The following is a 26,605-nucleotide window of genomic DNA, read 5'->3' on the forward strand; positions in this document are numbered from 1 at the left end:
CCACTCCGGGCGCCCGGGGAGTGGGGCCGTCGTGCGACCGATGACCCGATTTCCGCGCTCCACGATGACCGCCAACATCCGGGTAAGCCCCGACAGAAGCCCGCTCACCAACACGCATTCGCATCCGCTCCAGAACGGAAGGAACCGTTTCTTTCCGCGATGGCGGTTGACGAACCTCCAACGAAGAGGAGTTAGTTATGTCTATTCACCGCCCTTTGATGGCTCTGGCCACATTCATCGTTTTCGGACTGTGTCCGGAGATTGCTTTTGCAGAGCGTGTCAATCGTGATCAGCCGATGTGGTTCTCCTATGCTTCCGAAGATGCAGCCACGTTCGGATCTCAGTACACCGAAGAGGTTTTCCTGGACATGTGCAGCTGGACGAGTCGGCCTAACAACGCCAGTTGCACGGTCCAGAGTCTCGATACCCCTTGGTCAAATGAGAGCGCTATCTCCTGTGGGCCGCCGACTGGCGCTGCGCCAAGCAACTCCTGGTTCAAATACACAGCCTCTCAGGTTTGTGTCGTCGATCCATATACGGGTTGCCGCACTCAGCGCTGGGAGTGGCCAGATGGGAGAATGTTGAGCGGCTCTGGCAATCATGTCCTCACCTGCCCTTCGGACTCGGCAAACATGGGCACTGGGCTGTTCAGCAAGGTACTGGTGAGCACGGTGCCCCACCACGTCTTTATGCGGTTGCCTGGCTTTTTCAGCCACATCCGGCCCCAATATGTTCGTGGCCAGGTGGTGCTCAGTGCCATCGCCAACCCCCCTTATTCCCCGAGTGGGCTTCCTTCGAAGCCTATGTCGTTCATCCTTGCCCTGCAGCACCTGACAGCAAATGGCCAATGGCAGGATCTCGCCACGCGGGAGTTCTGGGCTCAGTCTTCTACGGGAGGATATGAAAAGGCTTTGTATGAGGTCGGAGCCTGGGTATCTCCCAACACGAGCGTAAGGGTTGAGCTTCGCGCCAATGTGGTTCCTCCTTTGCGCGTTGCCAACGAAAACAACTTCTATGAGAACTACTCGTTGATGATTGACCTTGTTGATGCGCGTCTTGTGTTGCCGGTGTGTATTCCGGACATGAGTAATCCCGGGCAGTGCCTCTTATTCTAGCGCTCTTTGTTGGGACAGTTGGTGGGACTCCTCCGGGCGGACGGGGAGGCGAGCGGCCCAGAAGGGCTCGCCCTGGGGGCCGAAGAGGAAGATCTGGGTTCCACCGTATCGAGAGAGGATGCGGTGGCTGACAGCCGCCAGGAAACCATCGACGTCGTTGATAGAGACCATGGCCCGGACCTCCGGCGGAGGGACAGGGCCGCATCATAGCTGACACGGACCAGGTCTCCTTCACACGGAGCGGGCATCCCTGCTGAGTGCGGGGTAGGGTGGCCCGCCATGAGTCTGCCCCTGCGTGTGAAGATGGCTCCTGGAGGCCCCGAGGTCTCTCGGCTTGCGTACGGCGCGTGGCGACTGCTGAACGACGAGCAGGACGCCGACGCCCAGCGGGTGCTGGCGCTGATCCAGACCTGCCTGGATCAGGGCATCACGACTTTCGACCATGCGGACATCTACGGGGGGTATCGCTGCGAGGCGGCCTTCGGGGCCGCGCTGCGTGCCAGTCCCGGGCTGCGCCAGCGGATGGAGCTGGTCAGCAAGTGCGGCATCATGCTGGTGGACCCCGCGCGGCCCCAGAACCGCATCAAGCACTACGACTACTCGCGCCAGCACATCATCGCGTCCGTGGAGAACTCGCTGCGGAACCTGGCCACGGACTACCTGGACGTGCTGCTCCTGCACCGGCCGAGCCCGCTGCTGGACCCGGACGAAGTCGCCGAGGCGCTGCGCCAACTCGTGTCACAGGGCAAGGTCCGCTACCTGGGTGTGTCCAACTTCACTCCGGCGCAGCTCGATGCCCTGGCCAGCCGGCTCGATCAGCCGCTGGTGACGAACCAGGTGGAGCTCCACCCGCTCCGGCTCGAGCCCTTCCTGGATGGGACACTGGACCAGTGCCTGCAGCACCGGATCTCGCCCATGGCCTGGTCTCCCCTGGCCGGCGGTCGGCTGTTGAAGGGCGAGGGGGGCGCAGAGAGTCGGGTGCGCGCCGTGCTGTCGGAGCTGGCGCGCAAGTACGGCGCGGAGCTGGACCAGCTCGTCTACGCCTGGCTGCTGCGGCACCCGTCGCGGATCATCCCCGTGCTGGGCACCCAGCGGCTGGAGCGAATCACCTCGGTCGCGGGCGCGCTCTCGTTGGAGCTGGACATCCAGGACTGGTTCGCCGTGTGGAGCGCCTCCTCGGGAGCTCCGGTGCCTTAGCGGGCCCTGCGCTGGCGCTGCCAGGGCGATGCGACATTTTTCCGGGCTTCTCGTTCCAAGGATGAGCGCCACTCCCGGCGCGCTCTCTCACGAGGAATCCGTTCATGAACTGGCACCTGTGTTGCTTCCGCATTGCCCCTGCCCTGGGGTTGGCGGTGCTGCTGGCGAGCTGCGGCTCGGAGCAAGCCGCCGCTTCCGAGTCCGCGAGTGCTCCCGCCACGGCGCTGGCACCTCTCACCCTGCCGGAGCAGGCCGCGTATGGGTACCGCCAGGGAACGTGCAACTACACGGTGGTGGATGGATACGGGCGCCCCATGTCGGGGGTGACCGTGACGGCCGAGCTGGTGTCGCTCGAGCTGTTGGAGGTCGAACGCGCAACGGGCTCCACGGATGCTTCCGGATACGTGAGCGTCACCGTGGGCGCGGAGGGAGCCGCGAGCGACTGGCTCTTGCGGTGCGAGGCGGGCTCGGGGCCTCCGGACACCAAGGCGATCGGAGACACCCGGAAGCTGAGCCAGGTGGAATCGGTGCTCACGAACACGGTGATCTACGCGCCGGCTCCGAATGCCTCCTACCCGGTCTGCGGCGAAGTCTCGGGCTGCGGCATCCTGCGGCTGTACCTGAGCGGCGCGTATGACAAGCCCATCGTCGTCGCCGAGCCCTTCAACTCCGACGAGCCGCTCTACGGCCCGCGCTCGGCCGGCAGCCTGTGGGCGCAGTACAACGGTCATCCGTCTCACCTGGGCAGCTGGTCCAACACGATCCTCAACCGCATGTACCAGCAGGGCTACGACGTGTGGCTCTTCCAGCCGTACCAGACGGGCCAGAACGTGCACGAGCAGGCCGCCGAGTTCGCGCAGGCCATCCATCGAGCCCACACCCACGATGGCGCCGCGCGGCCCGTCACGGTGATGGGCTTCTCCCTGGGAGGGCTCGTCTCGCGCGTGGCCACGGCCCGCTGGACGTCCGACACTGCCTGGCGGACCCGGCTGGGCATCCCGTCATCCGCGCTGCCGGTCAACCTCATCGTGGCCGGGGACGCGCCGCTGCGGGGCGCGCAGGTGACCAACGAGCTCCAGCGCTCCATGTGGAGAGAGAAGAAGGAGAAGGAGAAGAACTTCAACACCTGCGCCGTCGAGCAGATGTTGCAGCGCTCCTGCCGGCTGAAGCCGACCGGCCCGGTGACGACGGACCTCGAGTGCAACGATGCCCACTGGGATGCCTTCTTCAACAAGGGCACGGCCTTCACCTACTACGACCGGGAGCCTGTCGAGCCCACCGCGCACACCTGCGCGGCCGGCCCCGCCGTGCTCATGCTGGGCGACGGAACAGGCTGGCCGGCCGGCGTGAAGCGGATCGCCTGGACGCAGGGGACGCTCGATACGGGCACGGGCCAGTGCTACGGAGACTATCGGGATCTCAATGGGGACGTGGAGGACCTCTGCCCCGACCGCGGCGCGGACACGTTCGGCTACGGCTTCAACTGGCTGAACATCGACATCAATGCGTACCCGGACAAGGCGCACTACCTGGAGCGCTTCTGCGGTACCAGCGTCTGCGCGGATGATCTCGAGCCGGGCAGCAAGCACGACAGCGTCTTCACCGGAGTCGCGGGCAGCTATCTCATCTGGCAGGGAGTCTTCGACCAGCACAGCCACGCGGGCACCTTCATTCCGTCCCGCAGCGCGCTGGATCGGGCGTGCCCCACGTGCGCCATCCCGTTCGACGACTACTGGCACCACTCGTACAACGCCGCCCACCGCGCCATCTCCCAGCAGCCCGGTCGCTACGGCAAGTCGGTGGTGGACTGGCTCAACGAGCACCTCGCCACGGCGTGGTCCAACGGTGGCTGTGTTGGCAACGTGGGCCAGGCCTGCGACGGCGGCGACAGCGACATGTGCCGCGAGGGGACCATCCAGTGTGACGGCACCTGCACCGACGCCACGGGCTCGACGGGAGAGTCCTGCGGTGACGGGGTCGACAACGACTGCGACGGGCTGGTCGATGAGGGGTGCGTCAGGTGCGGCGATGGCATCTGCTCCCCGGGGGAGACCTGCCTGTCCGACTGCCGTTCGAGCTGCTACCCCAAGCTCATCTGCGACTGATTGAGCAGGTCCGAAGAGTTTCATGCCCCCTGGAGGCAAATGTCCGTGCCAGGGGGCCGGTCTGGCCAGGGAGGCGCCCTGGGCGCGAACTGGTCCCCAACTGGTATGACAAGCAGACCAGTTCGGACCGAGCGCGACCGGCAGGGGGCGTACCGGGCGCGAGTGCGGACTCGGGCCCGGTGCCCGTTTCCAGGCTGAGCAGCCTCTTACAAGGAGCGTGAAGGTGCGCCTCCGCCCCGGAAGGGGGGTGTTTCCCCCTCCGGAGGGTCACGCGGCGGAGAGGAGGCGGGCCGTGGTTTCCCGCACCGCGCGCCGGGTGGCCTCGTCCTCGGCGACGGCGGGCCACGGCTCTTCCTTCTCCTCGAGGAGCCATCGGGCCTCGCCAGCGGGCGACCACCGCTCACGGGCGAGGATTCGGGCAAGGCGCGCGGCGCACACCTCGGGGGACTCCCAGCTGCGCTTCACCAGCGACAGGAGCCACCCTATCGGGCCCGTGCGCGCCCCCAGGTCCGTGCGCACCACGCCCGGGTGGAGGACGACGACGTCGATTCCAGGCCAGGCGGCGGCGAGCTCACGCATGGCCACGGCGAAGCAGAGCTTGGTGTTGCAGTAGGTGCGGATGCTGGAGAAGTCCTCGCCGGTCGGTGTCCGGGCGGCATCGAAGTGGCCCTTGATGATGAGGCCCGCGCTCACCACCATGATGCGGCGAAGGCGCTGGGCATCGAGCAATGGCCGCTGCATCACGAGCGGCGCCAGGTGGTTGACGACGAAGGCCGTCTCCAGGCCCTCGGGCGTGAGCACCCGCTTGGACGGCCACAGCCCGGCATTGTGGACGAGCGTCGCGCCTGGGCTCACGACGTCGGCCAGCCGCTGCCCGAGCGCCCGGGCCTCGGCCAGCGACGAGAGGTCTCCAGGCACCGCGACGGCCTTCCCACCCTTCTGCTGGACGGCGGTGACGAGGGCATCGAGGCGGGCGCGGTCGCGCGCCACGAGGACGAGCCGATCGCCGCGCTCGGCGAGGGCCAGGGCCAGGGCGTGGCCGATACCGCGGGAAGCTCCGGTGAGGATCAGGTCAGCCATACCCGAAGCCTGACAGGCCGGTCCTCAAAGTGGAAGTTTATTCCACTTTCATTTGATGGCACGACGGGGGTGGTCGACCCCGGACCGGGCTCCGCACTAGGGTAGGGGGAGGATGGAGCCAGCTAGACGTGACGGCCTGAAGCGCCGCGACGCACTCCTGGACGCGGCGCTGCGGTGCTTCGTGAGGCAGGGAGTGCTCGGCACCGGCATCGAGGAGATCCGCCGCGAGGCGGGAGCGAGCCCTTCGAGCGTCTACCACCTGTTCGATGGGCTGCCGGGCCTCATCCTGGCTCTGCTGATGCGCACCTTCGAACGGCTCTTCGCGCATCTAGCCGAGCGGGTGCAGCCGACGGCGCGGGCGGAGGATGCCGTGGTCGCCCTGGTGGACGGCCACCTCGAGTGGATCCTCGGCCACCCGGAGGAGGGGCGCTTCATGTACCAGGCCACGGCGATCGAGTTCGGCGCCGATGCGGAGGCCATCCAGGCGTTGCAGGCCCGGAAGGCTGAGTTGCTGGCGCCCGTGGTCCTCCACCTGAGCCGCTTCATCGCCGAGGGGAAGCTCCCGCCCTGGTCCCCCCTGGCCTTCGACGTGGTGCTGCTGGGGCCGAGCCACGAGGCGTGTCGCCGCTTCCTGGCGGGCGCGCCGCTCGATCCGGAGTGGATGCGCGCCACGCTGCCGGGGCTGGCCTGGCAGAGCGTCAAGCCCCGGCGCTCCACTGGGAAGCGGTAATGTGCCCACATGTGCGAGGCCAGTACCGGTTCGCGGCAACCACCTCTATGCGCTCTGAGCGAGCCTCACCCTCGCGGTGAGAGCCTCGTGTCGCCGAAGATCACCCCACGCGTCATCGGCCGATTGAGGAAGTCGTGCGGGAACCCCAGCTCCACGGCGCTGGCCTCCTGCAGCCGCGCGAGCGCGTCCCCGGGCAGCTCGACGTCGAGAGCCCGGAGGTTGTCCTCCAACTGCTCGATCGTCCGCGCGCCGATGATGGGCGAGGTGACGGCGGGCTGTCGCAAGACCCAGGCGAGGGCCACCTGCGCCGGTGTGCGCTCGATCCGGGCCGCGACGTCCTTCACCACCTCGGCGATGGCGAGCCCTCGCGCCGTGAGCGAGCCGTTGCCCGCGGCCACGTTCCTTCGCGTGCTCACCACGCCGGCCGTCTCTCCGCCCGCATCGAGATCGGCCTTCGAGTACTTGCCCGTCAGCACTCCGCTCGCCAGGGGGGACCAGGGGATGACACCCAGGCCCATCTCCTTCGCCATGGGGATCAACTCGCGCTCCACCGTGCGTTCGATCAGGCTGTATTCGATCTGCAGGGCGACGAGCGGCGCCCACCCGCGCAGGTCGGCGATGGCCTGCATGCGAGAGATCTGCCAGGCCGGGGTATCCGAGATGCCCAGGTAGAGCACCTTGCCGGAGCGGACCAGATCGTCCATCGCGCGCAGCACCTCCTCCACCGGAGTGGTGGCGTCCCAGGCGTGGAGGTAGAGCATGTCGAGATAGTCGGTCCGCATCCGCGCCAGGCTCTGCTCCACCGAGCGGAGCATGTTCTTGCGGTGGTTGCCGCTGGAGTTCGGATCGCCCGGCCGCATCGACAGGGTGTACTTGGTGGCCAGCACCAGCCGCTCGCGCTTGTCGGCCGCGAACCTGCCGACGAACTGCTCCGACGTGCCGTTGGTGTACTTGTTGGCGGTGTCGATGAAGTTGCCGCCGCGATCGACGTAGGCATCGAAGATGCGGCGCGACTCCGCCTCGTTCGAGCCCCAGCCCCAGTCGGAGCCGAACGTCATCGTGCCCAGGGACAGGGGCGAGACGCGCAGGCCCGAGCGGCCCAGCAGGCGATAGGTATCCAGAGAAAGCTTCGTGCTCATGACGACCTCCCGAAGGGCGGCCGCTCCACGCGACCGCTTCCTGGTGGGAAGGATGCGGGCGCGTGGCTATTTAGATCATCGGGCATAATCGGAATGGGCTTTGAAGCAGGAGGTACAGAATGCGGGGCACCGAGTTCGCCGAGCTCACGGCCTTCGTGGCGGTCGCCGAGCACAAGAGCTTCTCCCGGGCGGCGGCCCACCTGCGCATCTCACCCTCGGCGCTCAGTCAAACGATCCGCCAGCTCGAGGAGCGGCTCGGGGCTCGCCTGCTGAACCGCACGACGCGCAGCGTGGCGCTCAGCGAGGCAGGCGAGCGGCTCCTGGCGCGGGTGGTGCCCGCCATCTCCGAGCTGGACACGGCGGTGGCCCAGGTGCGCGAGCTGCGCGACACGCCCTCCGGGAGCCTGCGCATCAACGCTCCCCGGATTGCCGCCGTGCAGTTCCTGGCGCCGCTGCTGGCTCCCTTCCACGCCGCCTATCCCGACATCGTCCTGGACATCGCGGTGGAGGACGCGTTGACGGACATCGTCGCTGGCCGGTTCGACGCGGGGATCCGGCTGGGGGAGACGGTGGAGAAGGACATGGTGACGGTGAAGATCGGCGGCGAGTTCGAGATGGCGGCGGTCGGCTCGCCCCAGTACTTCGCGCGCCATGGAGTCCCCAGGCATCCGCGAGAGCTGCACGCGCATCGCTGCCTCAACTGGCGCTGGAACTCCAACGGGAGCCTGTACCGCTGGGAGTTCGAGCGGGACGGAGAGGAGCTCGAGATCGCCGTCGACGGTCCGCTGATCGTCAACGACGCGGAGCTCTTCCTGCGAGGAGCGATCGACGGGGTGGGGATCGCCTACGTGTTCGACGAACATGCGCGGCCCTGGATCGAGGCGGGCCGGCTCCAACGCGTGCTGGCTGACTGGGCCCCGAGGTTCCCAGGCTTCCACCTCTACTACCCGAGCCGCCGGCAGGTGCCGGCGACGCTGAGGGCCTTCATCGACTGCCTGAGACGCCAGGCGCGCTAGCGGACCTGCCGTGACACCTCGTCGATGCGGCGCAGCTCGTCCTGCGAGAGGGTGAAGGCCGTGGAGCCGACGTTCTCCTCCGCGTGGCGCCGCTTGGTGGCGCCGGGGATGACGACGACCGTGTCCCCGTGGAAGTGGGCCAGCCAGTTGAGGGCGACCTGCGAGGGCGTGGCGCCGTGGGCGGTGGCGATCTTCTTGAGCTCGTCGATGAGCGGGCGGGTGCGCGCCAGTCCCCGGGGGCGGAAGCTCGGCAGGAACTTGCGCGGGCCCGGGCTCTTGCGGATGAGCGTCGGGTCGTCGTGGAACTTGCCCGAGAGCAGGCCCTGGGCCAGCGGCGAGTACGCGATGATCGTGATGCCCAGCTCCTTGGCGGCGGCGAGCACGCCATTGGACTCGATGCGCCGGTCCAGCAGGCTGTAGGGCATCTGGTTGGACACGAGCGGGATGCCACGGCGGGCCAGGGCGGCGTGCATGGCGCGCATCCGCTTCTCGGAGAAGTTGCTGACCCCGACGGTGCGGATCTTCCTCGCCTTGACCAGGTCCGCCATGGCGTTGGCCTGGGCCTCGATGGTCGCGATCGCGAAGGGCTGATGGATCTGGTGCAGATCGATGCCGTAGGGGCTCAGGCACGCGATGCGCTCGTCGATCGTCTCGGTGATGCTCAAGGCACCACGCATGAGGGGCAGCCACTTCGTGGCGATGATGACCTCCCCGGGCTTCTTGCCCAGGCGCTCGAGCGCTCCGGCCAGGGCCTGCTCCGAGCGGCCATGGCCGTAGGCCTCGGCGGTGTCGAACCAGTTGATGCCGCCCTTCAGGGAGGCGTCGACGATCTCCTGGACCGTCTCGGGGGGCAGCGCCTCCCAGAAGCCGCCCACCAGGCCGAAGCCCTCGGAGAACTGCCAGCACCCCAGTCCGACCACGGAGATCTCGATGTCCGACTTCCCGAGTCTTCGACGCTGCACGGTGTGTCCCTCCTTGGGGGCAGCATGCTCCTGGACCTCGCCAGCTTCCAGGGAATCGGTGCGCCATCGTCCATCCGTCCGCTTCCGGTCGCTCGGCTGTTCGAGGGGACTTGCCGGTCGTCCGGTCTTCGGCGAGGGTCAGGGGACATGTCGAGTCCGGAGCAGAGACCACCGCCTGGAATGAAGGAGAACTGGGACCCGCGGTTCCGGCACCTCTTCATGGCGCTCGGGTTCGTGTGCTTCGGCCTCGGGGCGCTGGGGGCGTTCCTGCCGCTGCTGCCGACGACGCCCTTCATGCTCGTCGCGCTGTGGGCCTTCTCGCGCAGCTCGCGCCGCTTCCATCACTGGCTGTACACGCACCCGCGCTTCGGGCCTCGGCTCCAGGAGTGGCATGAGCACGGCATCGTGCCGGTCAAGGTGAAGGTCACCGCGATCAGCACGATGATCGTGAGCCTGTCGCTCATGGCGTTCGTCGCCCGCGTGAAGTGGCATGTGCTGGCCATGGCCGGGGCGTCCATGCTGATCGGCGCGACGTACGTGCTCAGCCGGCCGAGTCGCCCACGCTCCTGAGCCTCACGCAGGAACGGGATGCGCCGTCCGGAAGTCAGGGGCCGGGCGGGCCGACGCGAACCGAGCTGAGCCGAGCGGCGGCGGCCCTCACTCCAGCGAGCAAGGTCTCGACGCGAGCCTTGTGCAGAGGCTCATCCCAGATGTCCTTGGGGTTGCCAGGCGCCTGTCTGCGAAGCGTGAGCGGCGGAGTCTCCGACGTCACCGGCGGACTGGCGCACACGAACGCGCGCTCCTCGAGGCCCCACACCCACAGGCGTCCGGTGACGGTACCCGGTGTGTACGAGTCGCTCCCCAGCTCGATGGGCTCGTCAGGCCGCGCGCGGGCGATCTTCTCGGCGAACACGGGATCGGTCCACGCGTCCACGATGTACGTGAGGCGATAGGGGCGAGGCGGGTACCCCTCGTCCACGGCTGCGTCCCGGTGTAGCCGCCGGCGCACCGGTCCCACCCCATCAGGTGGCCCGAGCTGCCGTAGGAAGAGAGCTCGAAGACGATGGGGCGGTCACGCCGCAGCTCATCCAGGTTGCCAAAGGACAGCCCGATGCCGAGCACGCGGCCCCGATCGCCGTCGGCGACGAATCGGATCAACCTGTCCTCCCATCGAAGCGCGCTCTCGACACGGTGAGGCGGGTTGAAGCACCTCACCGTGTCGCAGGCAAGCCTGTCCGCTCCGGCTTACGGGCGAGTGGCTTCCATCTGGAGGACCTCGAGGGCCCAGGATAGCCGGGTCATATCGGCCTCTGACTGGCCAGGCTGCGCTGGTGGCCTGGGATCAGCTCTTCTCGGTGGACTCCGGAGCCCTGAAGCTCACCCGTGAAGTCAAGGGCGAGCCGAGCCCCGAGGAGTACGATCGCCGCCAGAAGGGCACCCTGAAGTTCCTCGACTGGGGGAGCGTCAAGCAGGTCCGTCAGTGGGAGGCGAGCCGTAAGGGTGGCAGAAGCCCTTGAGGAGTATTTCCGACACTGTTCGGAAACGAGCGCGGAGAGCTATCGTGGCTCCATGCGTCTCCTCGCTCTGGCCTCCCTCGTCCTCGCCGCCCCCGCCATGGCGGAGCAGCCTCCGGAGTACGTCCCCGCTCCGGCCAATCAGATCCCCGGATATTCGGAGACGGTCTTCCCCTGCGAGGCCGTGCGTGGGTGGAAGGAAGGCAGGACCACGGTCCACCGTGAAGACGAGATGACCGAGGAGAAGCTGGGCGCCTGGACGTTCGATCCCGGCGACGTGGAGCCATCCACGTACATCGTCTGCAAGGGCAATCCCCGCCTGGAGGCGCTCTCGCTGCGCGAGCTGTCCATCCTGCGCAACACCATCTTCGCCCGCTATGGCTGGGGCGGCTTCCGCAAGCCGTGGCTGCGCGAGCACTTTCAGAAGCAGCCCTGGTACAAGCCCGATCCGAAGTTCTCCTACAAGCGACTGGGCCCCAACGATCGCCGCAACGTCGAGCTCATCGCCCAGGCCGAGATGAGCCTGCGCTACGCCGACCTGGAGCAGATGCGGGATCCGCTGCTCGCCAAGGCCGGCAAGTGGTGGGGCGACATCCCGTTCTACCAGGCGAAGGATGGCGAGTTCATCACCGCGTGCGAGGTGGACGAGTCCCGGGCCCCTCCCAAGGAAGAGTGGGAGATGAAGCGCGTGTGGGAGGAGAAGTTCGAGAAGGATGCCTTTGCCTCCAAGGACTGCAGGTACCACTCCCCCTCGCCCCCCTCGATCCTGGAAGCCGAGGACAACAAACCGGTCTCGCCCGATCTGAGCAAGCTCTCGGCCGAGGAGCGCATCGAGCTGGGGCTCATCAGCCGCGCCATGGGGGAGTTCGCCGTCGACACGGATCGGCGCGAGCAGACGGTGGCCTCACTGGACAAGGTGCTGTCGGTGAAGGAGCTGCGCGAGCTGTCGCTCCGGGATCTGCGACTGCTGCGCAACACCATCTTCGCCAGGCGCGGGCGCTCCTTCAAATCCGAGCTGCTCCAGGAGCACTTCGAGCACATGCCCTGGTACAAGCCGGATCCGGCCTACTCCGACAAGCGCCTGACGAAGACGGACAAGCGCAACATCGAGCTCATCCGTCAGGTGGAGGGGGAGTTCGGCGGCGCGCTGAAGGACAAGGACTTCGCGGTCGACAACCCGTCCAGCGCGGAGGACGTCGACGGGTCCATCGCACCCGTGCACGCGGCCTGATGAGGCCGCGGCCACCCCGGGCGGGTGGAGACGAAGACAGCGAAGGCAGACACGGGAGCCCGACGGGCCACCTCGCCGCTACTTCCGCGCCAGCTGCTCGGAGCGCGCCTGGATGAAGACCGCGATGCCATCGAGGACCCGCTGCAGCCCGAACTCGAAGGCGAGCTCGGGATTGTAGGCGGAGCCATGCGCAGCCCCCGCCGCCGCGCCGACCCGGGCGGCGGTGGGATAGCGGCTGGCGTCGAAGACCTTCTCCAGCAGCGGAGCGTGGGCCTCCCACCACTGCGCATCGGACATGCCGGTGTGCTGCTCGGCCTGGGTGGCCTCCACCGCGCGGCGCGCGGCCCCTTCGACGTGTCCGTTGACGAGGCTGACCACGGAGTCCATCTCCACCTCCGTGAGGCCCAGCTCCGACACGGCGCGAAGCTCGTAGTCGTACTTGGCGATCAGGTGGGGCCCCATCACCGGGCGGCTCATCGCGATCTGCAGCATCCAGGGGTGGCGGTGGTAGAGCGCCCAGTTCTCCCGGGCGATCCGCTCGAGCCTGGCGCGCCAGCCCCCGGCCACCTTCTCGGGCCTGGGCAGCTCGCCGTAGACGGCGTCCAGCATGACGTCGATCAGCTCCGCCTTGCTCGGTACATAGGTGTACAGCGACATGGGGGCCACCCCCAGCGCGTCCGCGACCCGCCGCATCGACAGCGCCGCGAGGCCCTCCGCATCCGCCACCCGGATGGCCGCCTGGCTGATCTGCTCCACCGTCAGGCGCTGCTTGGGGCCGCGCTTCGGAGGCTGCTGAAGCCCCCACAACAGCTCCATGCTCCGCTGAGGATCACCGCTGCCGCTGTACTCGCTCACCCCGGCATTATGGCCCCGTCCAGAAACTCTGTAGATCGAACGGAGTTTCAGGCATGGTTACTCCGTACGGTGTACGGAGTAGGAGGGTTGCCATGCATTCGACCGTGTCCGTGAAGAGGGAGCCGCAGCTCCAGCCGTTCCGCATCGAGGTGCCTCAGTCCGAGCTGGATGACCTGCGAGCCCGGCTGGGCCGTACCCGCTGGCCGGACGAGGTGCCAGGGCTGGGGTGGAGCCAGGGCGTGCCCGTGAGCTACCTGAAGGAGCTGGCCGAGTACTGGCGCACCGCCTACGACTGGCGCACCCACGAGGCCGCGCTCAACCAGCACCCGCAGTTCACCACCGAGATCGACGGGCAGACCATTCACTTCCTGCACGTGCGCTCGCCCGAGCCCGACGCGCTGCCGCTCATCCTCACGCATGGCTGGCCGAGCTCGGTCGTGGAGTACCTGGACGTCATCGGGCCGCTCACCCAGCCCCGAGCGCACGGCGGCACGTCCGCGCAGGCGTTCCACCTGGTCATCCCGTCCCTGCCGGGCTACGGGTTCTCCGGGCCCACCCGCGAGGTGGGCTGGGGCTCACGCCGGGTGGCCAGGGCCTGGGCCGAGCTGATGAAGCGGCTCGGCTACTCGCGCTATGGCGCCCAGGGCAGCGACTGGGGCACCTGGATCTCGCGCGAGCTGGGGCTGGTCGCTCCCGAGCAGGTCATCGGCGTGCACGCGAACGGGTTCATCACCTTCCCGTCGGGGGACCCTGCCGAGATGGTGGGCCTGAGCGAAGTCGATCAGGCCCGGATGGCGTTCGGCGAGCACTACATGCGCGAGCTGTACGGCTACAAGAAGATCCAGTCCACCCGGCCCCAGACGCTGGCGTATGGGCTGGCGGACTCTCCGGTCGGCCAGCTCGCGTGGATCATCGGGGTGTTCAAGGAGTGGACCGACTGCACCACCACCCCGGAGGACGCGATCCGCCGGGACCGCCTGCTGACGAACGTGATGCTGTACTGGCTCACGAACACGGCAGGCTCGGCGGCCCGCTCCTTCGTGGAGACGCCGGACTCGCCCGAGCAGGCGGACCTCGAGGTGGACGTGAAGCCGTCCACGGTGCCCACCGGCGTGGCGGTGTTCCCCCATGGCATCCTGCGGCCCATCCGCCGGTTCGCCGAGCGGGACAACAAGAACATCGTGCACTGGTCTGAGTTCGACCGCGGCGGCACCTTCGCCGCCATGGAGGAGCCCGACCTCTTCATCCAGGACGTGCGCGAGTTCTTCGGACGCCTGCGCTGAGCCATCCGCCTGTCCAGGCAAGCGCTGCTGGCAACGGCTGCCGGCAAGAGTTGCCGGTCCCTCCTCGTCGCGTCGCTCCCGCGCGCGCAACCCCTCCATCAGAGGCGGATGCGTTCGGCCTTCGTGCCTGAGCACGCCCCGTGCAGAGAGGGCGTGGCAGGTCGGCGGCCACGGGCTACCTGTCGGTGTTTGGCACGCGGGACGGAGACGTGGATCCGTCCGGGGTCTACCGGCAGTACGACAACGCGGGCGACGAGGGCCCGCAGTTCGACACGACGTGGAACAACGAGGTGCTCTACAAGGCCATGAAGCTCATCGGCGGAGCGAGCCACGCGGGGTTCACTGACGGGGTGGCCCTCGACGAGAACCAGCGAGCGCTCACGCGGGGCTATGTCCTGTCGTTCCTCAAGGCGCACAACTCGAACGACGTGACGTGGTACGAGGACTACATCCGCGGCAACGCCGTGCCGAACGGCTGGTCCGGCAAGATCGTCAGCCAGTACAGCGACGGGTTCTACCGCCGCGTGATCGATCACTTCGAGGATGGCTCCCTCGGCCTGAGCACGATCGGGGACGGAGTGACCCTCGGCGGGAGCATCAACGGGGAGGTGCTCAACCTGGCTTCCAGCCCCACCCTCTACGCGAACAAGACGCGGGCCCTGCGCGTGACGGCCGCCTCCGAGGCCAGCTACGCCCTCTGGGCCATCCCGAGCGGAAAGCGTGACGCCTCCTCCTTCAAGTGGCTGAGCCTTCGACTGGGGCAGGGGAGTGGCACGGCCAGCGATGACCTCAGGGTCCAGCTCCGCAACGGAGGCGTCTGGTCCCCCGAACTCAGGGTGGCTGATCACGGCCCGATCGCGCAGCCGACCTCCATCTGCGCGGGCTTCGGGTGCACCGCCTCCAACACGCCGACCCTGCGTCACATGGGGACGATCCGCATTCCCCTCGATGCGTTCGGTGCCCACAACAACGTGGACTCCGTACGGCTCGTGTTCCGGGGGGACTCGCTCTCGAAGGACTTCATCCTCGACAACCTCGAGTTCTCCGAGTGGATCCTCAAGCCGTAGAGTTCCAACAGCCTCCGCTCGGCCAGCGGCGTGGGTTGCTCCGCTGGCCGAGCGAGCACGGGTCAGACCGAATGCCTTCTCCGTGGGGCGCCGTCGAGGGGACGCAGGGCTCGTCCTGACGAGAGGCGCCATTCGTGGCATCGTACGGCCCCGGTCGCTACCGCTTCAGGACTTCCTCCGCGTGGGGACTCCCCTGACAGGGTTGATGCTCGTCCTGTTGACGCTCCTCGTGCCGCTGGTCTGGCCGTTGACGAAGGCGTGAGGGAAATGGAACGGCTCGTGGCCCTCGCGCTTGACTCGGAAAGGGGCCGCGCGCATGGAGTGACCATGTCTTCTCCGCTGCCGCCTGGGAACGATCTCTCCGGGAAGATGCTCACCCTGGCCTTCGTGGCCGTCGTGGGGAGCTTCCTGGCCGCGAACATCATCGTTCAGCGCTCCTCCGCGGCGGTGGGGGCGCTCTCCGAGGAGATCATCTACAACTCGGCCCCGAGCATCGAGCACCTGGCGCTCGTCCGTCGGTCGGTGCTGGAGACCGAGCTGGTCCTCTCGCGCTTCATCCACGAGCCTGGCCATCGGCGCGAGCTGGGGCTCGCCCTGGATGAGGCCCTGGCGCGCTTGAAGAAGGGGACGCACGAGTACTTGATCCTTCCAGTCTTCGCCGGAGAGCAGTCGATCCGGATGGACGTGGAGGAGTCCTGGCTGAGCTTCGACAGCGCGGTCAAACGAGCGCGCAAGGCCGCCGAGTCGAGCTCGGCGGCGGAGGCGAGCGCGCTCTTCGCTCAGGAGGTGGAGCCGGTGGGGGGGCGTGTCCTCGAGAACGTCACGCGTGCCATCGAGTACAACGCCATCCGGGGCCGGGAGCTGGCGGCGAGCATCCATGAGAACCGCCGCCGGACCACGTGGCTCGCGAACGGCCTCAATGCGGTCTGCGGCATCCTGGCCGTGGTCGTGGCGTGGTTGCTCCACCGCGAGGCGCGCACCCGCCGCGCGCTCTTCGACGCACACACCCGGTCGCTCGAGGAGCGGGCCGCGGAGCTGGAGCAGTTCGCGGGGCGCGTCGCCCATGACATCCGGAACCCACTGTCAGCGGCCCGGATGGCCGCCGAGCTCGCGATCCGAAAGAATCCAGAGGACAAGGTCCGCGAGCCCGTGAACCGCATCATCCGGGGGCTCTCGAGGGCGGATGCGATCACCACCGCGCTGCTCGACTTCGCACGCTCCGGCGCCAGGCCGGATCCCGGTGCTCGGACCGAGCCCCGCACGGTCATTGCCGACATGCTGGCGGGCTTCACGGCCGAGACAGAGCCGCTCGGCATCGATCTTCGCTGCGAGCCGGTTCCCCCGGTCCTCGTCTCGTGCAGCACGGGGGTCTACTTGAGCCTGCTCGGCAACCTGCTCCGCAATGCCATCAAATACATGGGGAGCGCGGAGGTCCGACGGGTCGTCGTTCGAGTGAGGGATGAGGGCGCCTTCGTTCGGACGGAGGTCTGCGACACGGGCCCGGGGATTCCCCCCGAGAACCTGCCCTCCCTGTTCGAGCCGTACTTCCGTGTGAAAAGTGGCGGCGCGGAGGGGCTCGGGCTGGGGCTGGCGACCGTGAAGCGGCTGGCCGAGGGGCATGGAGGGCGCGTGGGCGTCGCCTCCGAGCGTGGGAAGGGGAGCACCTTCTGGTTCGAGCTCCCACGGGCAGGCTCCTCCTGGGAGTCTCCCCAGGAGGGCGATGACGCTCCGCTCCCCCGGCCGCCGGAGGTCCATCACTGAGCGGCGGAGAGGAGGCGCTCAGCGCGTCGAGGCGAGCCGGCGCACCACCACGCCCGCCGCGTTCATCCCGAAGGCGGAGGTGACGAAGACCACGCTGCCGTCGATCTGCGTGCGGTGATCGCAGGTGTGGAACTCGTTGTCCTGCGGGCACACGCAGAGGAAGCCGTCCGACGCGTCGTCATAGCGCAGCGGCACCGGCTGGCGCCGCGCCTCGATGGAGTAGACGGCGGTGATGCCCGTGTGCCGGTCCGTCTCCACCCCGTACTTGCGCTTGAGCAGCTTGCGGATGTCCTTGGCGAACGGGTCCATGTGCGTCTCGGACAGGTCCTCCACCCGGATGGCCGTCGGATCCAACCGGCCCGCCGCGCCCATCGAGCTGACCACCGGCACGCCCAGCGTCACGCAGCGGTGCAGCAGGTGCAGCTTCGCCTTCACGTTGTCGATGGCGTCCACCACGAAGTCGTACTGGCCCGGCTGCAGCAGCTGCTCGGCCAGCTCCTCGCGGTAGAACTCGCGCCTGGCCTCCACTCGGACGTCCGGGTTGATCTCCTTGCAGCGCTGCGCCATCAGCTCCGCCTTGGACTTGCCCACGCCCTTCACCGTGGCGTGGAGCTGGCGGTTGGTGTTGGTCACGCACACGTCGTCGTGGTCCACCAGCGTGAGGTTGCCCACGCCGCTGCGCACCAGCCCCTCGACGGCGTAGCTGCCCACGCCGCCCACGCCGAACACGATGACTCGGGCCGACGCGAGCCGCTCCATCGATGGGTCCCCAAGCAGGCGGCCGGTCCGGTCGAACCGCCGCGAGAGCTTGAAGGGGCGGGCGAGCGTGTTGGCGCCCGTCTCCGGTGCCGTGGGAGCGGTCGGAGCCGGGGTGGAGGCAGGGGCGGGAGCGGAGGCGGTGGGGGGCTGCGTGTCCATGGAATCCCTCTATAACGCGACGCTTGCCTACCGCGAAGGAGGGGGAAAGGCTTCCCGGAAGAAGCGGCGGGCGTTGGCGGTCGTCCGCTGGGCAAGCGCCTCGACGGGCTCGCCCAGCACCCGGGCCATTCCCTCAATGATGCGGGGCAGATAGCCGGGCTCCGAGCGCTGCCCCCGGTGGGGCGCGGGGGCCTGATCCGGCGAGTCCGTCTCCGCCATCAGCCGATCCGGGGGGATGGCCCGCAGGGCATCCAGCGGCTTGCGCGCCTCGGCCCACGTCACCGGGCCCGCGAAGGAGAAGTGGCAACCCTGCTGCACGTAGAAGCGCGCCAGCTCCACGCCTCCGCTGTAGCTGTGCATGAGGATGCCCGCCTCCGGGAGGGGCTCTTCCTTGAGGAACTCGATCATCGCCGGGTGCAGCCGGTGGCAGTGCATCAGCACCGGCAGCCCGTGCTTGCGCGCCAGCGCCACGTGCCCTCGCAGCACCCGCAGCTGTCGCTCCAGCGGCGCGCCAGTCTGGGAAGGGCCATCGAGTCCGCACTCGCCCACCGCCACGGCGCCGCCCCGGGCCAGCAGCGCGTCCAGCCGCTCCAGGTGCTCCGCGTCCTGCGCCGGTGGCAGCTCCGGCAGCAGCTGGGGGTGGATGCCGAGCCCCACCTGCACGCGGGCGTCGCTCCGGGGCAGCTCCAGCAGCGGCTCCCAGGTGTCGGGGCCGACGGCGGGAATCACGATGCCCTCCAGGCCCGCGGCCCACGCGCGGGTGAGGACGTCGGGACGGTCCGGGTCGAACCGCGAGGCATCGAGGTGGCAGTGGGTGTCGATCATCGGGATCAAGGAGCCGGAAGCGCCAGCGGACCCCCGGAATATGTCCACAGTCGAGCCCGTTTGGGGGGCTTGTCACGCGGGCACGAGTCGACGTAGGAGAGGCGCCCCCGCTCCGCAGCCCGGAGCCCTTCCTCGGGAGGACACGGATGAAGCTCTCCACCGCGCTCTGCTTCCTGGTCTTCGCAGGCTGTGCCACCGCGTCCCAGCACGCGGTGACGGCGCAGGAGTCCTCGCTCCAGGGAGAGAACGGCAGCGAGCAGATGGCCGACCCGGTGCGTCTGGAGACGCCCGCCGGAACCTTCCTCGTGAACCCGGAGCACGCCGACGACTTCCAGAGGCTGCTCGCGGGTGAGCCCTCCACGAAGCCCTTCTACGCCGCCGACGTCATCGAGTAGTCGCTCGGGACGCAGCCGCGCACGGGCTCTCAGGACACCAGGACGATGCGGCGCCCGAGCGCCTTGGCGAGCTGCGGCGAGGCGACGACCTTGAGGACCTCGCGCAGCTCTCCACCGGCCGTGTCGAAGGCCGCGGCGATGAGCTCTCCCAGGGTGAGCGGCTCCGGCCGGGCCGAGCGCTTCTTCTTCGCCCGGGCGGGCTTCACCCGACGGACTGCCCGCCGCAACGCAGGCATCACCCGTCGCCCCTGGCGCCGGACCGAACCGCCCTTTCGTGCTGTCCCCGACTTGGCCATGGTGCTCCTCCCATTGGACGTCATGGGTTGTTCACCGGGTGGATCTCCTAAGACCCAGCAAGTAACGGGCCAGTCGCCTGGTTGCCCCCATTTCGTGGGAAATCGAACACTTACCTCGCACCAAGGACTGAGACCGGGAGGGAAAATTTCCACAGTTCCCGCTCAACCGGGGCAGCGGTGCCACATTCCGTTGCCACCTTTCGTTCAACCTCCTGCCCAGGATTCAACGTTTCATTCAACGCCATGAACGTTCAGGTTCTCTTCCACGACAACTGCTTCGACGGGGCGGCCAGCGCGGCCGTGTTCACGCGCTTCTACCGGGAGCGCTTCCGGCCGGACGCGACCTTCACGTACCGCGGGCTGGCTCATAAGCCGGGCGCGGAGGGCATCGATCCGGCGGTCTTCACCGGGGACGAGAACGCCATCGTCGACTTCCGCTACAGCCAGGACGGGCGGCTCACCTGGTGGTTCGACCATCACGTCTCCGCCTTCCAGCAGCCGGGGGACGAGGCGCACTTCCGCGCGGACTCGAGCGGCCGCAAGTTCCATGATCCGCACCGCAAGAGCTGCACGAAGTACCTGGCGGACGTGGCGCGGGAGCGCTTCGGGTGGGACGCCTCGGGGATGGCGGACCTCATCCACTGGGCGGAGATCATCGACGGGGCGCAGTTCCCGAGCCCGCGGATGGCGGTGGCGCTGGAGGAGCCGGCGCTGCGCATCATGACGGTGCTGGAGGCCAACAAGTCGCCGGACCTGATCCCCCAGCTCATCGAGCGGATGCAGACGGAGTCCCTGGCGCGGATCGCCGCCTCGCCGCTGATCGCCGAGCCGCTGGCGCCGCTGCTCGAGCGCCACCAGCGCAACATCGAGCAGGTGCGGGCCAAGGCCAGGTTCGAGCGCGGGGTGGTGTTCTTCGATCTGGCGGACGAGGGCGTGGACAGCCTGAACAAGTTCATCGCCTACGCGCTGTACCCGGAGGCGCGCTACACGCTGTGGGTGGGGCAGGGGCCGAGCCGGGCCAAGGTGTCGCTGGGCTCGAACCCGTGGCGGCCGGAGCTGCGCAAGCATGACCTGGCGGCCATCGCCGGGCGCTACGGCGGGGGCGGCCACCCGGTGGTGGCGGCGGTGAGCTTCAAGCCGGGCGAGCTGGAGAAGGCCCGCGCCGCCTACCGGGAGATCCTCGCCGAGCTGTCCGCCTGAGTCCGCCGGACGACAGTCCCGTAAAGCCTTGCCCGGTTCGTGGGGTTCACGCTCTCATCCCCCCATGCAGACTCCGTCGACCCGTGAACCGGGGCAGTCGATCGCGGCGCGGCCGCTCACCGCGCGGGATGTCAGGACGCTCGCCCTGGCGGCGCTGGGCGGTGCGCTGGAGTTCTACGACTTCATCATCTTCGTGTTCTTCACGAAGGTGATCGGGCAGCTGTTCTTTCCGCCCGACACGCCGGAGTGGCTGCGCCAGCTGCAGACGTGGGGCCTGTTCGCGGCCGGCTACCTCGCGCGCCCCCTGGGCGGCATCATCATGGCGCACTTTGGAGACCGCACGGGCCGCAAGCGCATGTTCGCGCTGAGCGTGTTCCTGATGTCGGTGCCAACGCTGCTGATCGGCCTGCTGCCCACCTACGCCACCGCCGGTTACGCGGCGCCGCTGGCCCTGCTGGTGCTGCGCATGATGCAGGGCGCGGCGGTCGGTGGTGAGGTGCCCGGCGCCTGGGTGTTCGTCTCCGAGCACGTCCCGAACCACCGCGTCGGCCTGGCGTGCGGCACGCTCACCTCGGGCCTCACGCTCGGCATCCTGCTGGGCTCGCTGGTGGCCACGGCGATCAACAAGCTCTACGCCCCGGAGGCCGTGCAGGCCTTTGCCTGGCGTGTGCCCTTCCTCGTCGGTGGCGTGTTCGGCTTCTTCGCCGTGTTCCTGCGCCGCTGGCTGGCCGAGACGCCGGTGTTCGAGGAGATGCGCCAGCGTCGCGCCCTGGTGCAGGAGCTGCCGCTCAAGGCCGTGCTGCGCGGCCATGGCCTCTCCGTCACGCTGTCGATGCTGCTCACCTGGGTGCTCACCGCCGGCATCGTGGTGGTGATCCTCATGACGCCCACGCTGGTGCAGACGCTGTTTGGCGTCAGCACGACGCGGGCGCTGGAGGCCGGCACGCTGGCCACGCTGAGCCTCACCTTCGGGTGTATCGCCTTCGGCATGCTCACGGACCGCTTTGGCATGGGCCGGGTCCTGGCCGCCGGCTGCCTGGCGCTGCTGTCGGCGTCGTACCTGCTCTATCGCGGCGTGGCCCAGCAGCCGGAGCACCTCGTCCCGCTGTACGTGCTGGCGGGTGCGTGCGTGGGCGTCGTCGGTGTGGTGCCCACCGTGATGGTGCACTCCTTCCCGGCGGCGGTGCGCTTCTCGGGGCTCTCGTTCTCATACAACGTCGCCTACGCCATCTTCGGCGGCCTGACGCCACCGCTGGTGCAGCTCATGGTCAAGACGACTCCCATGGCGCCCGCCTACTACGTGGGGGCGGTGTGCCTGATAGGGCTCGGGGTGTCCGCCTACCTCTTGTTCGTGGGCCGCGCTCGCTTCTCCGCGATGAGTGCCTCGTAGCCCGCGTCCGCACCTCACCAGCCACTGAGGCTTGACCCGAGGCTCAGCCCTCTCGCTGAACCATGTGTCGACACGTGTGTCAATCTGCCTTCAGTTCATCATGAAAGAACAACAAGTCATGTAATCAAGGGGCGAATTGGCTCCGGTGGTTTCACTTTAGGTGCGCACGAGTCGTCTTGTGATACACCCTTGTTTAAAAAATCTCGACAGCACGTACACCGGTGAGGAGGGCCAGCGCATGGGACTGAGCAATGAGACATGGGGCTGCACGAGGGCGCCTCGGCCCCAGCGGATGGGTTGCGAGGACTGGCGCTAGGGAGAGTGTAGATGAAGTGCTTCCCGATCCGCGCGGCCACGCTCCTGATGACGATGCTGATGGGGGCTCCCATCGCCAGGGCCGCGGATGATCTGGCTCCTGGCCGGCAGGCGGCCCTGCTGCTCCGCGTGCTTCCCTATGATCGGACCTTGAAACAGCGCGCGCGCGAGGCCGTCACGGTCGCCGTCCTCCACCGCGACGGACAGGTCGCGTCCGCGGCCTACGCGATCGACATGACCGCCGCGCTGCAAGACTTCGCGCGCGCGGTCCGGGTTCGCGGTCTCCCCGTTCGTGTCATCGGCCTGCCGTACTCCTCGCCCGAGAAGCTCGAGGCGGAGCTCACGCGCGCTCAGGTGACGGCCGCCTACGTCTGCCCGGGGCTCACGGATGTCTCGGAGACACTCATGGACATCACGCGGCGCAGGAAGATCCTGACGTTCTCTGGACGCGAGAGCGACATTCGAGAGCACTTCAGCATCGGGCTCATCCGACGGGGCACGAAGGCGGCGCTGCTCGTGAACCTGCCCGAGGCCCAGGCCGAAGGCGCGGAGCTGGAGCCAGAGATGCTCGCCATGAGCGAGGTGCTGCGATGATCAGCGCGCTGAAGAACTTCGTGAGCGCCAGGCCGCTCAAGGTCAAGCTGGTGAGCCTGGTGTCGCTCGTGGTGCTGGTGACGGTGCTCGTGCTGTCGGTGTCGCTGACCCGCTCGCTGACGTCCCAGACGGGAGATCTCCTCAAGGTGCGGGCCACGAGCCTGGCCACCGTCATGGCCACCCTGGTCTCCGCGGCCATCGAGTTCGACAACCCGGAGGCGGCCACCGAGCGGCTCAGTGCCCTCTCCAAGAGCCCGGACGCCACCTACGCCGTCATCTACGCGCGGGATGGCAGCGTCATGGCCCACTGGGGCGCCATCCCCCCGGCCTCCGTCGTGCCGCTGCCAGTCAGCGCCCTGACGACGAAGGACGAGCACCACCTGCTGCACGTGGCCATGCCCGTGAGCGAGACGCTCCATGCCTCCCTGGTCGTCGCCTTCTCCCGCGCCGAGCAGCAGCGACAGACCGCCGCCATCGGCCGGGCGGCGCTGGTGACCTCCGGGGCGCTCCTGCCGGTGATGATCCTCCTGGGGTACCTGGTCGCGGCCGGCTTCGTGCGGCCCATCCGCTCCATGGCGCGGATCGCCGACGCCATCGCCCGGGGAGATCGCGTGGCGCTGTCCCAGCTGCCGGCCGACCGCGTGGACGAGTCCGGCATCCTCGCGAGGGCCTTCCAGCGGCTCCTGCGGCAGGAGCACGAGAACCAGGCCATGCTCGAGACGCGCGTCGAGGAGCGCACGCGCGAGCTGCAGAAGGCCAACGAGGAGCTGGCCTTGCGGCTCCGCCAGCTCGCGGATGCCCAGGAGCAGCTCGTGCAGAGCCGGAAGATGGCCGCGGTGGGGCAGCTCGCTGGCGGCGTGGCGCACGAGATCAACAACCCGCTGGCCGTCATCCTCGGGTTCGCGCAGGGCATGGAGCGGCGGGTGCCGGAGAAGGATCCGCTGCGCCTGCCCGTCACCTCGATCGTCCGCGAGGCGCTGCGCTGCAAGAACCTGGTCCAGGAGCTGCTGACCTTCTCGCGGACGGGGAAGAAGAACTTCGAGTCGGTGGACGTGAACGCGCTCGCGCGCTCCACGCTCGTCCTCATCGAGGCGCGGGCGAAGACGCAGGGCGTGAAGCTCATCACGGAGTTCGCCGACGGGCTGCCCACGCTCCAGGCCAACAAGACGCAGCTGCAGCAGGTGCTGGTGAACCTGGGCACCAACGCCCTGGACGTGATGAAGGGCGGCGGGACGCTGACGGTGCGCTCGCGTCCGAACCCGAAGGGAGGCGTCTTCCTGGAGGTGGTGGACACGGGCGGGGGCATCCCGACGGACGTGCTGCCCCGCATCTTCGAGCCCTTCTTCACCACCAAGGGCGTGGGGGAGGGCACGGGCCTGGGCCTGAGCCTGGTCTACGAGATCGTCCAGCAGCACCGGGGCGACATCGAGGTGGACAGCACCCCGGGGCAGGGCACGCGGATGACGGTGTCACTGCCCGTGGACCCCGCGGCGGGGGCGGTCAGCGCATGACGTTTCCGCCCGGGAAGAGCATCCTGGTCGCGGATGACGAGCAGGGCATCCGAGACCTCTTCCAGTTCACGATGGAGCCGCTCGGGCTCGAGGTCGTGACGGCCAGCGATGGCTGGGAGGCGCTCCAGGCCGTCCAGGCGCGCAGCTTCGATCTCATCATCCTGGACGTCCACATGCCCCGGCTGAGCGGTCCCGAGGTCCTCGAGAAGATCCGCGAGCTGCGGCCGCACCAGAAGGTCCTGGTGGTGAGCAGCAGCTCCGATGCGTCCCATTCCTTCGAGCAGCGGGTGACCGAGTTCGGCGCCGCGGCCTGCTTGTTCAAGCCGGTCGAACTGGACGAACTGATCCGCACGATCGAGCGCGCCCTTTCCGGAGAGTTTCCATGACCATACGCGCCGCTGTCCTTGTCATCGATGACGAGCCAGGCATCCGGGACATGCTCCTGTATGAGCTCTCCCAGGAAGGCTTCGACGTGGAGACGGCCGAGAACGGCTTCGCCGCGGTGGAGGCCCTCAAGCGCCGGAAGTTCGATCTGGCCGTCACGGACCTCAAGATGCCGGGGATGGACGGCATGCAGACCGTGGAGGCGCTGCGCGCGCTGGATCCGGACATCGAGGTGATCGTCGCCACCGGCTATGCGAGCGTGGAGACGGCCGTGGCCTGCATGAAGCGCGGGGCCTACGACTACATCCAGAAGCCCTATGATCCGGCGGAGCTGAAGCTCCTGCTGGAGCGGGCGACGCAGAAGAACCACCTGCAGGGCGTGGTGTCCCTCTACGAGGCGAGCCGCGCGCTGCTGTCCACGCTCAAGCACTCGGACCTGGTCCGGTTGGTGGTGACGCTGGCCCAGCGGGTGCTGCGCGCCGATGACGTCGCCCTCCTGCTCCAGCGGGGGGACTCCAAGGACTTCGACATCCACCGGCTCACGGAGGCGGCCACCCCCTCCACCGAGCTCCTCACGGAGCTGGGCCAGCGCGTGATCGACTCCGACTCGGCGCTCCGGCTGCCCGCTCCCTCCATCCCCATGGTCACCTCCACCCGAGCGGGTGACGCCTATGCCTTCGCGCTCGTGTATCCGCTGATCGCGCGCGACCGCACCATGGGCGCCCTGGTCGCGCTGCGCCGCTCGGCGTCACCGGAGTTCGCCCTGTCCGAGCTGGAGCGGGGCACGGTGTTCGCCAGCCAGCTCGCCGTCTCGCTGGACAACGCCCGCCTGTATGACGAGCTGGCCCAGAAGATCTCCGAGCTCATGGCCACCCGCGAGCAGCTCGTCCACGCCGAGAAGCTGGCCCTGGCCGGCAAGCTGGCCGGCGCCGTGGCTCATGAGGTCAACAACCCGCTGTCCTTCGTGCGGGCGAACCTCGATGCCCTGAAGGACTACTCCTCGGCGGTGGGGGGGCTCTGGCGCGCGGTGGAGAGCGCCGCCCTGTACCTCCGCGGTCTGCCCGAGGCCCAGGCCCAGGAGCATGCCCGCGGCCTGACCCATGCCGGCGAGCGCGGCGATCGGACGGAGAACCTCGTCCGGGAGATCGGCGAGGCCATCGACGAGACGCTCGAAGGCGTGAGGCGGATCTCCGAGCTCGTGGCCGGCTTCGCGAGCCTCGCCAGCCTGCGGGAGGCCGCGACTCCCGAGCCGGTCGACGTCAACGAGGTGCTCCAGGACTGCGTGGAGGCACTGCCGAGCCAGGCCCGGCGGCACCTGGCCCAGGTCAGCACCGAGGCCCAGCCGTGCATGGCGCTCCTCGCGAGGGAGGAGCTCCGCTCGGCCCTGTTCAACCTGCTGGCCTTCCTCTGCGCGACCGAGCGGAAGCGGACCCAGGGCACCGGAGCGCTGAAGGTCCTCACCACGTTGGAAGGTACCCAGCCGGTGGTGCTCTTCCAGGACGAGACGCTGGTGCTGACCGAGGACGAGCGCCACCGCATCTTCGATCCGAGCGTGGAGCTGGACCGCGGCGGCCGTACCATGCGCCTCAACCTCGCGCTCGCGCTGTCCTACCAGGTGCTGCGCCGCGGCGGCGCCGAGGTGTCGACGAGCTTCGAGAGCGGGCGCGGCCTCACGCTCCGGGTGCTCCTGCCGCCCGTCATCGGCAAGTAGACGGGCGCGCG

26 protein-coding genes are annotated in these 26,605 nt (G+C 68.4%); 18 read left to right on the forward strand and 8 right to left on the reverse strand.

From position 1 onward, the window contains the following. Positions 1 to 197 precede the first annotated feature (197 nt). From KY572_RS15225 to KY572_RS15235, 3 genes are all read left to right on the forward strand, one after another. Entirely contained in the window at positions 198 to 1,115 is a 918-nt protein-coding gene (locus KY572_RS15225) for a hypothetical protein (protein WP_224243344.1), read from the forward strand. A 279-nt stretch (positions 1,116 to 1,394) separates the two neighbouring features. Beyond that, positions 1,395 to 2,312 (forward strand): aldo/keto reductase, encoded by a 918-nt coding sequence (locus KY572_RS15230; protein WP_224243345.1) that lies wholly within the window; start codon positions 1,395 to 1,397, stop codon positions 2,310 to 2,312. Positions 2,313 to 2,416: 104 nt separating this feature from the next. Continuing rightward, entirely contained in the window at positions 2,417 to 4,417 is a 2,001-nt protein-coding gene (locus KY572_RS15235; protein ID WP_224243346.1) for an Ig-like domain-containing protein, read from the forward strand. A gap of 267 nt (positions 4,418 to 4,684) precedes the next feature. Here the strand turns inward: KY572_RS15235 and KY572_RS15240 are convergent, their stop codons facing one another. Beyond that, a complete protein-coding gene (locus tag KY572_RS15240; RefSeq protein ID WP_224243347.1) occupies positions 4,685 to 5,497 on the reverse strand; it encodes an SDR family NAD(P)-dependent oxidoreductase in 813 nt (270 codons plus the stop codon). Between the two features lie 112 nt (positions 5,498 to 5,609). Here KY572_RS15240 and KY572_RS15245 point away from each other — a divergent pair, with 112 nt between their 5' ends. Continuing rightward, the gene (locus KY572_RS15245) at positions 5,610 to 6,227 is read left to right on the forward strand and encodes a TetR/AcrR family transcriptional regulator (protein WP_224243348.1); all 618 of its coding nucleotides are present in this window, start codon (positions 5,610 to 5,612) and stop codon (positions 6,225 to 6,227) included. Between the two features lie 65 nt (positions 6,228 to 6,292). On the opposite strand, the gene KY572_RS15250 is transcribed toward KY572_RS15245, so the two are convergent. Continuing rightward, positions 6,293 to 7,366, reverse strand: a complete 1,074-nt coding sequence (locus tag KY572_RS15250; protein ID WP_224243349.1) for an aldo/keto reductase — start codon at positions 7,364 to 7,366, stop codon at positions 6,293 to 6,295. A gap of 119 nt (positions 7,367 to 7,485) precedes the next feature. Here KY572_RS15250 and KY572_RS15255 point away from each other — a divergent pair, with 119 nt between their 5' ends. Further along, entirely contained in the window at positions 7,486 to 8,382 is an 897-nt protein-coding gene (locus KY572_RS15255; RefSeq protein WP_224243350.1) for a LysR family transcriptional regulator, read from the forward strand. On the opposite strand, the gene KY572_RS15260 is transcribed toward KY572_RS15255, so the two are convergent. After that, positions 8,379 to 9,344 carry an aldo/keto reductase gene (locus KY572_RS15260; RefSeq protein WP_224243351.1) on the reverse strand — a complete coding sequence of 322 codons (966 nt, stop codon included), beginning with the start codon at positions 9,342 to 9,344 and terminating at the stop codon, positions 8,379 to 8,381. The genes KY572_RS15255 and KY572_RS15260 overlap by 4 nt on opposite strands. Before the next feature lie 180 nt (positions 9,345 to 9,524). Here KY572_RS15260 and KY572_RS15265 point away from each other — a divergent pair, with 180 nt between their 5' ends. Beyond that, a complete protein-coding gene (locus tag KY572_RS15265) occupies positions 9,525 to 9,914 on the forward strand; it encodes a YbaN family protein (RefSeq protein WP_224243352.1) in 390 nt (129 codons plus the stop codon). Positions 9,915 to 9,948: 34 nt separating this feature from the next. Here KY572_RS15265 and KY572_RS15270 read toward each other — a convergent pair whose 3' ends face one another. After that, on the reverse strand, positions 9,949 to 10,323 hold the full coding sequence (locus KY572_RS15270) for a hypothetical protein (RefSeq protein WP_224243353.1): 375 nt from the start codon (positions 10,321 to 10,323) through the stop codon (positions 9,949 to 9,951). Between the two features lie 352 nt (positions 10,324 to 10,675). Between KY572_RS15270 and KY572_RS15275 the strand changes: the two genes are divergently transcribed. Together KY572_RS15275 and KY572_RS15280 are read left to right on the forward strand one after the other, a co-directional pair. Further along, positions 10,676 to 10,861 (forward strand): hypothetical protein, encoded by a 186-nt coding sequence (locus KY572_RS15275; protein WP_224243354.1) that lies wholly within the window; start codon positions 10,676 to 10,678, stop codon positions 10,859 to 10,861. A 52-nt stretch (positions 10,862 to 10,913) separates the two neighbouring features. Then, a complete protein-coding gene (locus tag KY572_RS15280; RefSeq protein ID WP_224243355.1) occupies positions 10,914 to 12,089 on the forward strand; it encodes a YARHG domain-containing protein in 1,176 nt (391 codons plus the stop codon). Between the two features lie 78 nt (positions 12,090 to 12,167). On the opposite strand, the gene KY572_RS15285 is transcribed toward KY572_RS15280, so the two are convergent. Further along, positions 12,168 to 12,944, reverse strand: coding sequence for a TetR/AcrR family transcriptional regulator (locus KY572_RS15285; RefSeq protein WP_224243356.1), 777 nt, complete (start codon positions 12,942 to 12,944; stop codon positions 12,168 to 12,170). Positions 12,945 to 13,036: 92 nt separating this feature from the next. Between KY572_RS15285 and KY572_RS15290 the strand changes: the two genes are divergently transcribed. The 3 genes from KY572_RS15290 to KY572_RS15300 all read left to right on the forward strand — a co-directional run bounded on the left by KY572_RS15290 (position 13,037) and on the right by KY572_RS15300 (position 17,055). After that, on the forward strand, positions 13,037 to 14,227 hold the full coding sequence (locus KY572_RS15290; protein WP_224243357.1) for an epoxide hydrolase family protein: 1,191 nt from the start codon (positions 13,037 to 13,039) through the stop codon (positions 14,225 to 14,227). 140 nt (positions 14,228 to 14,367) lie between these two features. Further along, positions 14,368 to 15,294 (forward strand): hypothetical protein, encoded by a 927-nt coding sequence (locus KY572_RS15295; RefSeq protein WP_224243358.1) that lies wholly within the window; start codon positions 14,368 to 14,370, stop codon positions 15,292 to 15,294. Between the two features lie 327 nt (positions 15,295 to 15,621). Continuing rightward, positions 15,622 to 17,055, forward strand: a complete 1,434-nt coding sequence (locus KY572_RS15300; RefSeq protein WP_224243359.1) for a sensor histidine kinase — start codon at positions 15,622 to 15,624, stop codon at positions 17,053 to 17,055. Positions 17,056 to 17,073: 18 nt separating this feature from the next. On the opposite strand, the gene KY572_RS15305 is transcribed toward KY572_RS15300, so the two are convergent. Further along, positions 17,074 to 17,973 (reverse strand): tRNA threonylcarbamoyladenosine dehydratase, encoded by a 900-nt coding sequence (locus KY572_RS15305; RefSeq protein WP_224243360.1) that lies wholly within the window; start codon positions 17,971 to 17,973, stop codon positions 17,074 to 17,076. A 27-nt stretch (positions 17,974 to 18,000) separates the two neighbouring features. Next, positions 18,001 to 18,798, reverse strand: coding sequence for a TatD family hydrolase (locus tag KY572_RS15310; RefSeq protein WP_224243361.1), 798 nt, complete (start codon positions 18,796 to 18,798; stop codon positions 18,001 to 18,003). A 146-nt stretch (positions 18,799 to 18,944) separates the two neighbouring features. Here KY572_RS15310 and KY572_RS15315 point away from each other — a divergent pair, with 146 nt between their 5' ends. Next, on the forward strand, positions 18,945 to 19,193 hold the full coding sequence (locus tag KY572_RS15315; RefSeq protein WP_224243362.1) for a hypothetical protein: 249 nt from the start codon (positions 18,945 to 18,947) through the stop codon (positions 19,191 to 19,193). Positions 19,194 to 19,222: 29 nt separating this feature from the next. On the opposite strand, the gene KY572_RS15320 is transcribed toward KY572_RS15315, so the two are convergent. After that, positions 19,223 to 19,429 (reverse strand): hypothetical protein, encoded by a 207-nt coding sequence (locus KY572_RS15320; protein WP_224243363.1) that lies wholly within the window; start codon positions 19,427 to 19,429, stop codon positions 19,223 to 19,225. A 303-nt stretch (positions 19,430 to 19,732) separates the two neighbouring features. Here KY572_RS15320 and KY572_RS15325 point away from each other — a divergent pair, with 303 nt between their 5' ends. The 6 genes from KY572_RS15325 to KY572_RS15350 all read left to right on the forward strand — a co-directional run bounded on the left by KY572_RS15325 (position 19,733) and on the right by KY572_RS15350 (position 26,594). Beyond that, on the forward strand, positions 19,733 to 20,689 hold the full coding sequence (locus KY572_RS15325; protein WP_224243364.1) for a DHH family phosphoesterase: 957 nt from the start codon (positions 19,733 to 19,735) through the stop codon (positions 20,687 to 20,689). Positions 20,690 to 20,753: 64 nt separating this feature from the next. After that, the gene (locus tag KY572_RS15330; protein ID WP_224243365.1) at positions 20,754 to 22,079 is read left to right on the forward strand and encodes an MFS transporter; all 1,326 of its coding nucleotides are present in this window, start codon (positions 20,754 to 20,756) and stop codon (positions 22,077 to 22,079) included. Positions 22,080 to 22,406: 327 nt separating this feature from the next. Continuing rightward, positions 22,407 to 22,988, forward strand: coding sequence for a YfiR family protein (locus tag KY572_RS15335; RefSeq protein ID WP_224243366.1), 582 nt, complete (start codon positions 22,407 to 22,409; stop codon positions 22,986 to 22,988). Continuing rightward, positions 22,985 to 24,499, forward strand: coding sequence for an ATP-binding protein (locus KY572_RS15340; protein WP_224243367.1), 1,515 nt, complete (start codon positions 22,985 to 22,987; stop codon positions 24,497 to 24,499). Before KY572_RS15335 ends, KY572_RS15340 begins: the two co-directional genes overlap by 4 nt. After that, positions 24,496 to 24,885, forward strand: a complete 390-nt coding sequence (locus tag KY572_RS15345; RefSeq protein ID WP_224243368.1) for a response regulator — start codon at positions 24,496 to 24,498, stop codon at positions 24,883 to 24,885. The genes KY572_RS15340 and KY572_RS15345 overlap by 4 nt, the downstream gene beginning before the upstream one ends. Then, positions 24,882 to 26,594, forward strand: a complete 1,713-nt coding sequence (locus tag KY572_RS15350) for a response regulator (protein WP_224243369.1) — start codon at positions 24,882 to 24,884, stop codon at positions 26,592 to 26,594. Before KY572_RS15345 ends, KY572_RS15350 begins: the two co-directional genes overlap by 4 nt. Positions 26,595 to 26,605: the final 11 nt, after the last annotated feature.

Source organism: Hyalangium gracile (assembly GCF_020103725.1).
GTDB classification, from domain to species: Bacteria; Myxococcota; Myxococcia; order Myxococcales; family Myxococcaceae; genus Hyalangium; species Hyalangium gracile.

Excerpts from the sequence above, each read along its gene's own strand:
- KY572_RS15330 (WP_224243365.1), top strand. The coding sequence starts at position 20,754 with ATGCAGACTCCGTCGACCCGTGAACCGGGGCAGTCGATCGCGGCGCGG.
- KY572_RS15245 (WP_224243348.1), top strand. The coding sequence starts at position 5,610 with ATGGAGCCAGCTAGACGTGACGGCCTGAAGCGCCGCGACGCACTCCTG.
- KY572_RS15235 (WP_224243346.1), top strand. The coding sequence starts at position 2,417 with ATGAACTGGCACCTGTGTTGCTTCCGCATTGCCCCTGCCCTGGGGTTG.
- KY572_RS15225 (WP_224243344.1), top strand. The coding sequence starts at position 198 with ATGTCTATTCACCGCCCTTTGATGGCTCTGGCCACATTCATCGTTTTC.
- KY572_RS15290 (WP_224243357.1), top strand. The coding sequence starts at position 13,037 with ATGCATTCGACCGTGTCCGTGAAGAGGGAGCCGCAGCTCCAGCCGTTC.
- KY572_RS15340 (WP_224243367.1), top strand. The coding sequence starts at position 22,985 with ATGATCAGCGCGCTGAAGAACTTCGTGAGCGCCAGGCCGCTCAAGGTC.
- KY572_RS15325 (WP_224243364.1), top strand. The coding sequence starts at position 19,733 with ATGAACGTTCAGGTTCTCTTCCACGACAACTGCTTCGACGGGGCGGCC.
- KY572_RS15310 (WP_224243361.1), bottom strand. The coding sequence starts at position 18,798 with ATGATCGACACCCACTGCCACCTCGATGCCTCGCGGTTCGACCCGGAC.
- KY572_RS15350 (WP_224243369.1), top strand. The coding sequence starts at position 24,882 with ATGACCATACGCGCCGCTGTCCTTGTCATCGATGACGAGCCAGGCATC.
- KY572_RS15320 (WP_224243363.1), bottom strand. The coding sequence starts at position 19,429 with ATGCCTGCGTTGCGGCGGGCAGTCCGTCGGGTGAAGCCCGCCCGGGCG.
- KY572_RS15335 (WP_224243366.1), top strand. The coding sequence starts at position 22,407 with ATGAAGTGCTTCCCGATCCGCGCGGCCACGCTCCTGATGACGATGCTG.
- KY572_RS15240 (WP_224243347.1), bottom strand. The coding sequence starts at position 5,497 with ATGGCTGACCTGATCCTCACCGGAGCTTCCCGCGGTATCGGCCACGCC.
- KY572_RS15305 (WP_224243360.1), bottom strand. The coding sequence starts at position 17,973 with ATGGACACGCAGCCCCCCACCGCCTCCGCTCCCGCCCCTGCCTCCACC.
- KY572_RS15280 (WP_224243355.1), top strand. The coding sequence starts at position 10,914 with ATGCGTCTCCTCGCTCTGGCCTCCCTCGTCCTCGCCGCCCCCGCCATG.
- KY572_RS15250 (WP_224243349.1), bottom strand. The coding sequence starts at position 7,366 with ATGAGCACGAAGCTTTCTCTGGATACCTATCGCCTGCTGGGCCGCTCG.
- KY572_RS15315 (WP_224243362.1), top strand. The coding sequence starts at position 18,945 with ATGAAGCTCTCCACCGCGCTCTGCTTCCTGGTCTTCGCAGGCTGTGCC.
- KY572_RS15345 (WP_224243368.1), top strand. The coding sequence starts at position 24,496 with ATGACGTTTCCGCCCGGGAAGAGCATCCTGGTCGCGGATGACGAGCAG.
- KY572_RS15265 (WP_224243352.1), top strand. The coding sequence starts at position 9,525 with ATGAAGGAGAACTGGGACCCGCGGTTCCGGCACCTCTTCATGGCGCTC.
- KY572_RS15300 (WP_224243359.1), top strand. The coding sequence starts at position 15,622 with ATGTCTTCTCCGCTGCCGCCTGGGAACGATCTCTCCGGGAAGATGCTC.
- KY572_RS15230 (WP_224243345.1), top strand. The coding sequence starts at position 1,395 with ATGAGTCTGCCCCTGCGTGTGAAGATGGCTCCTGGAGGCCCCGAGGTC.
- KY572_RS15255 (WP_224243350.1), top strand. The coding sequence starts at position 7,486 with ATGCGGGGCACCGAGTTCGCCGAGCTCACGGCCTTCGTGGCGGTCGCC.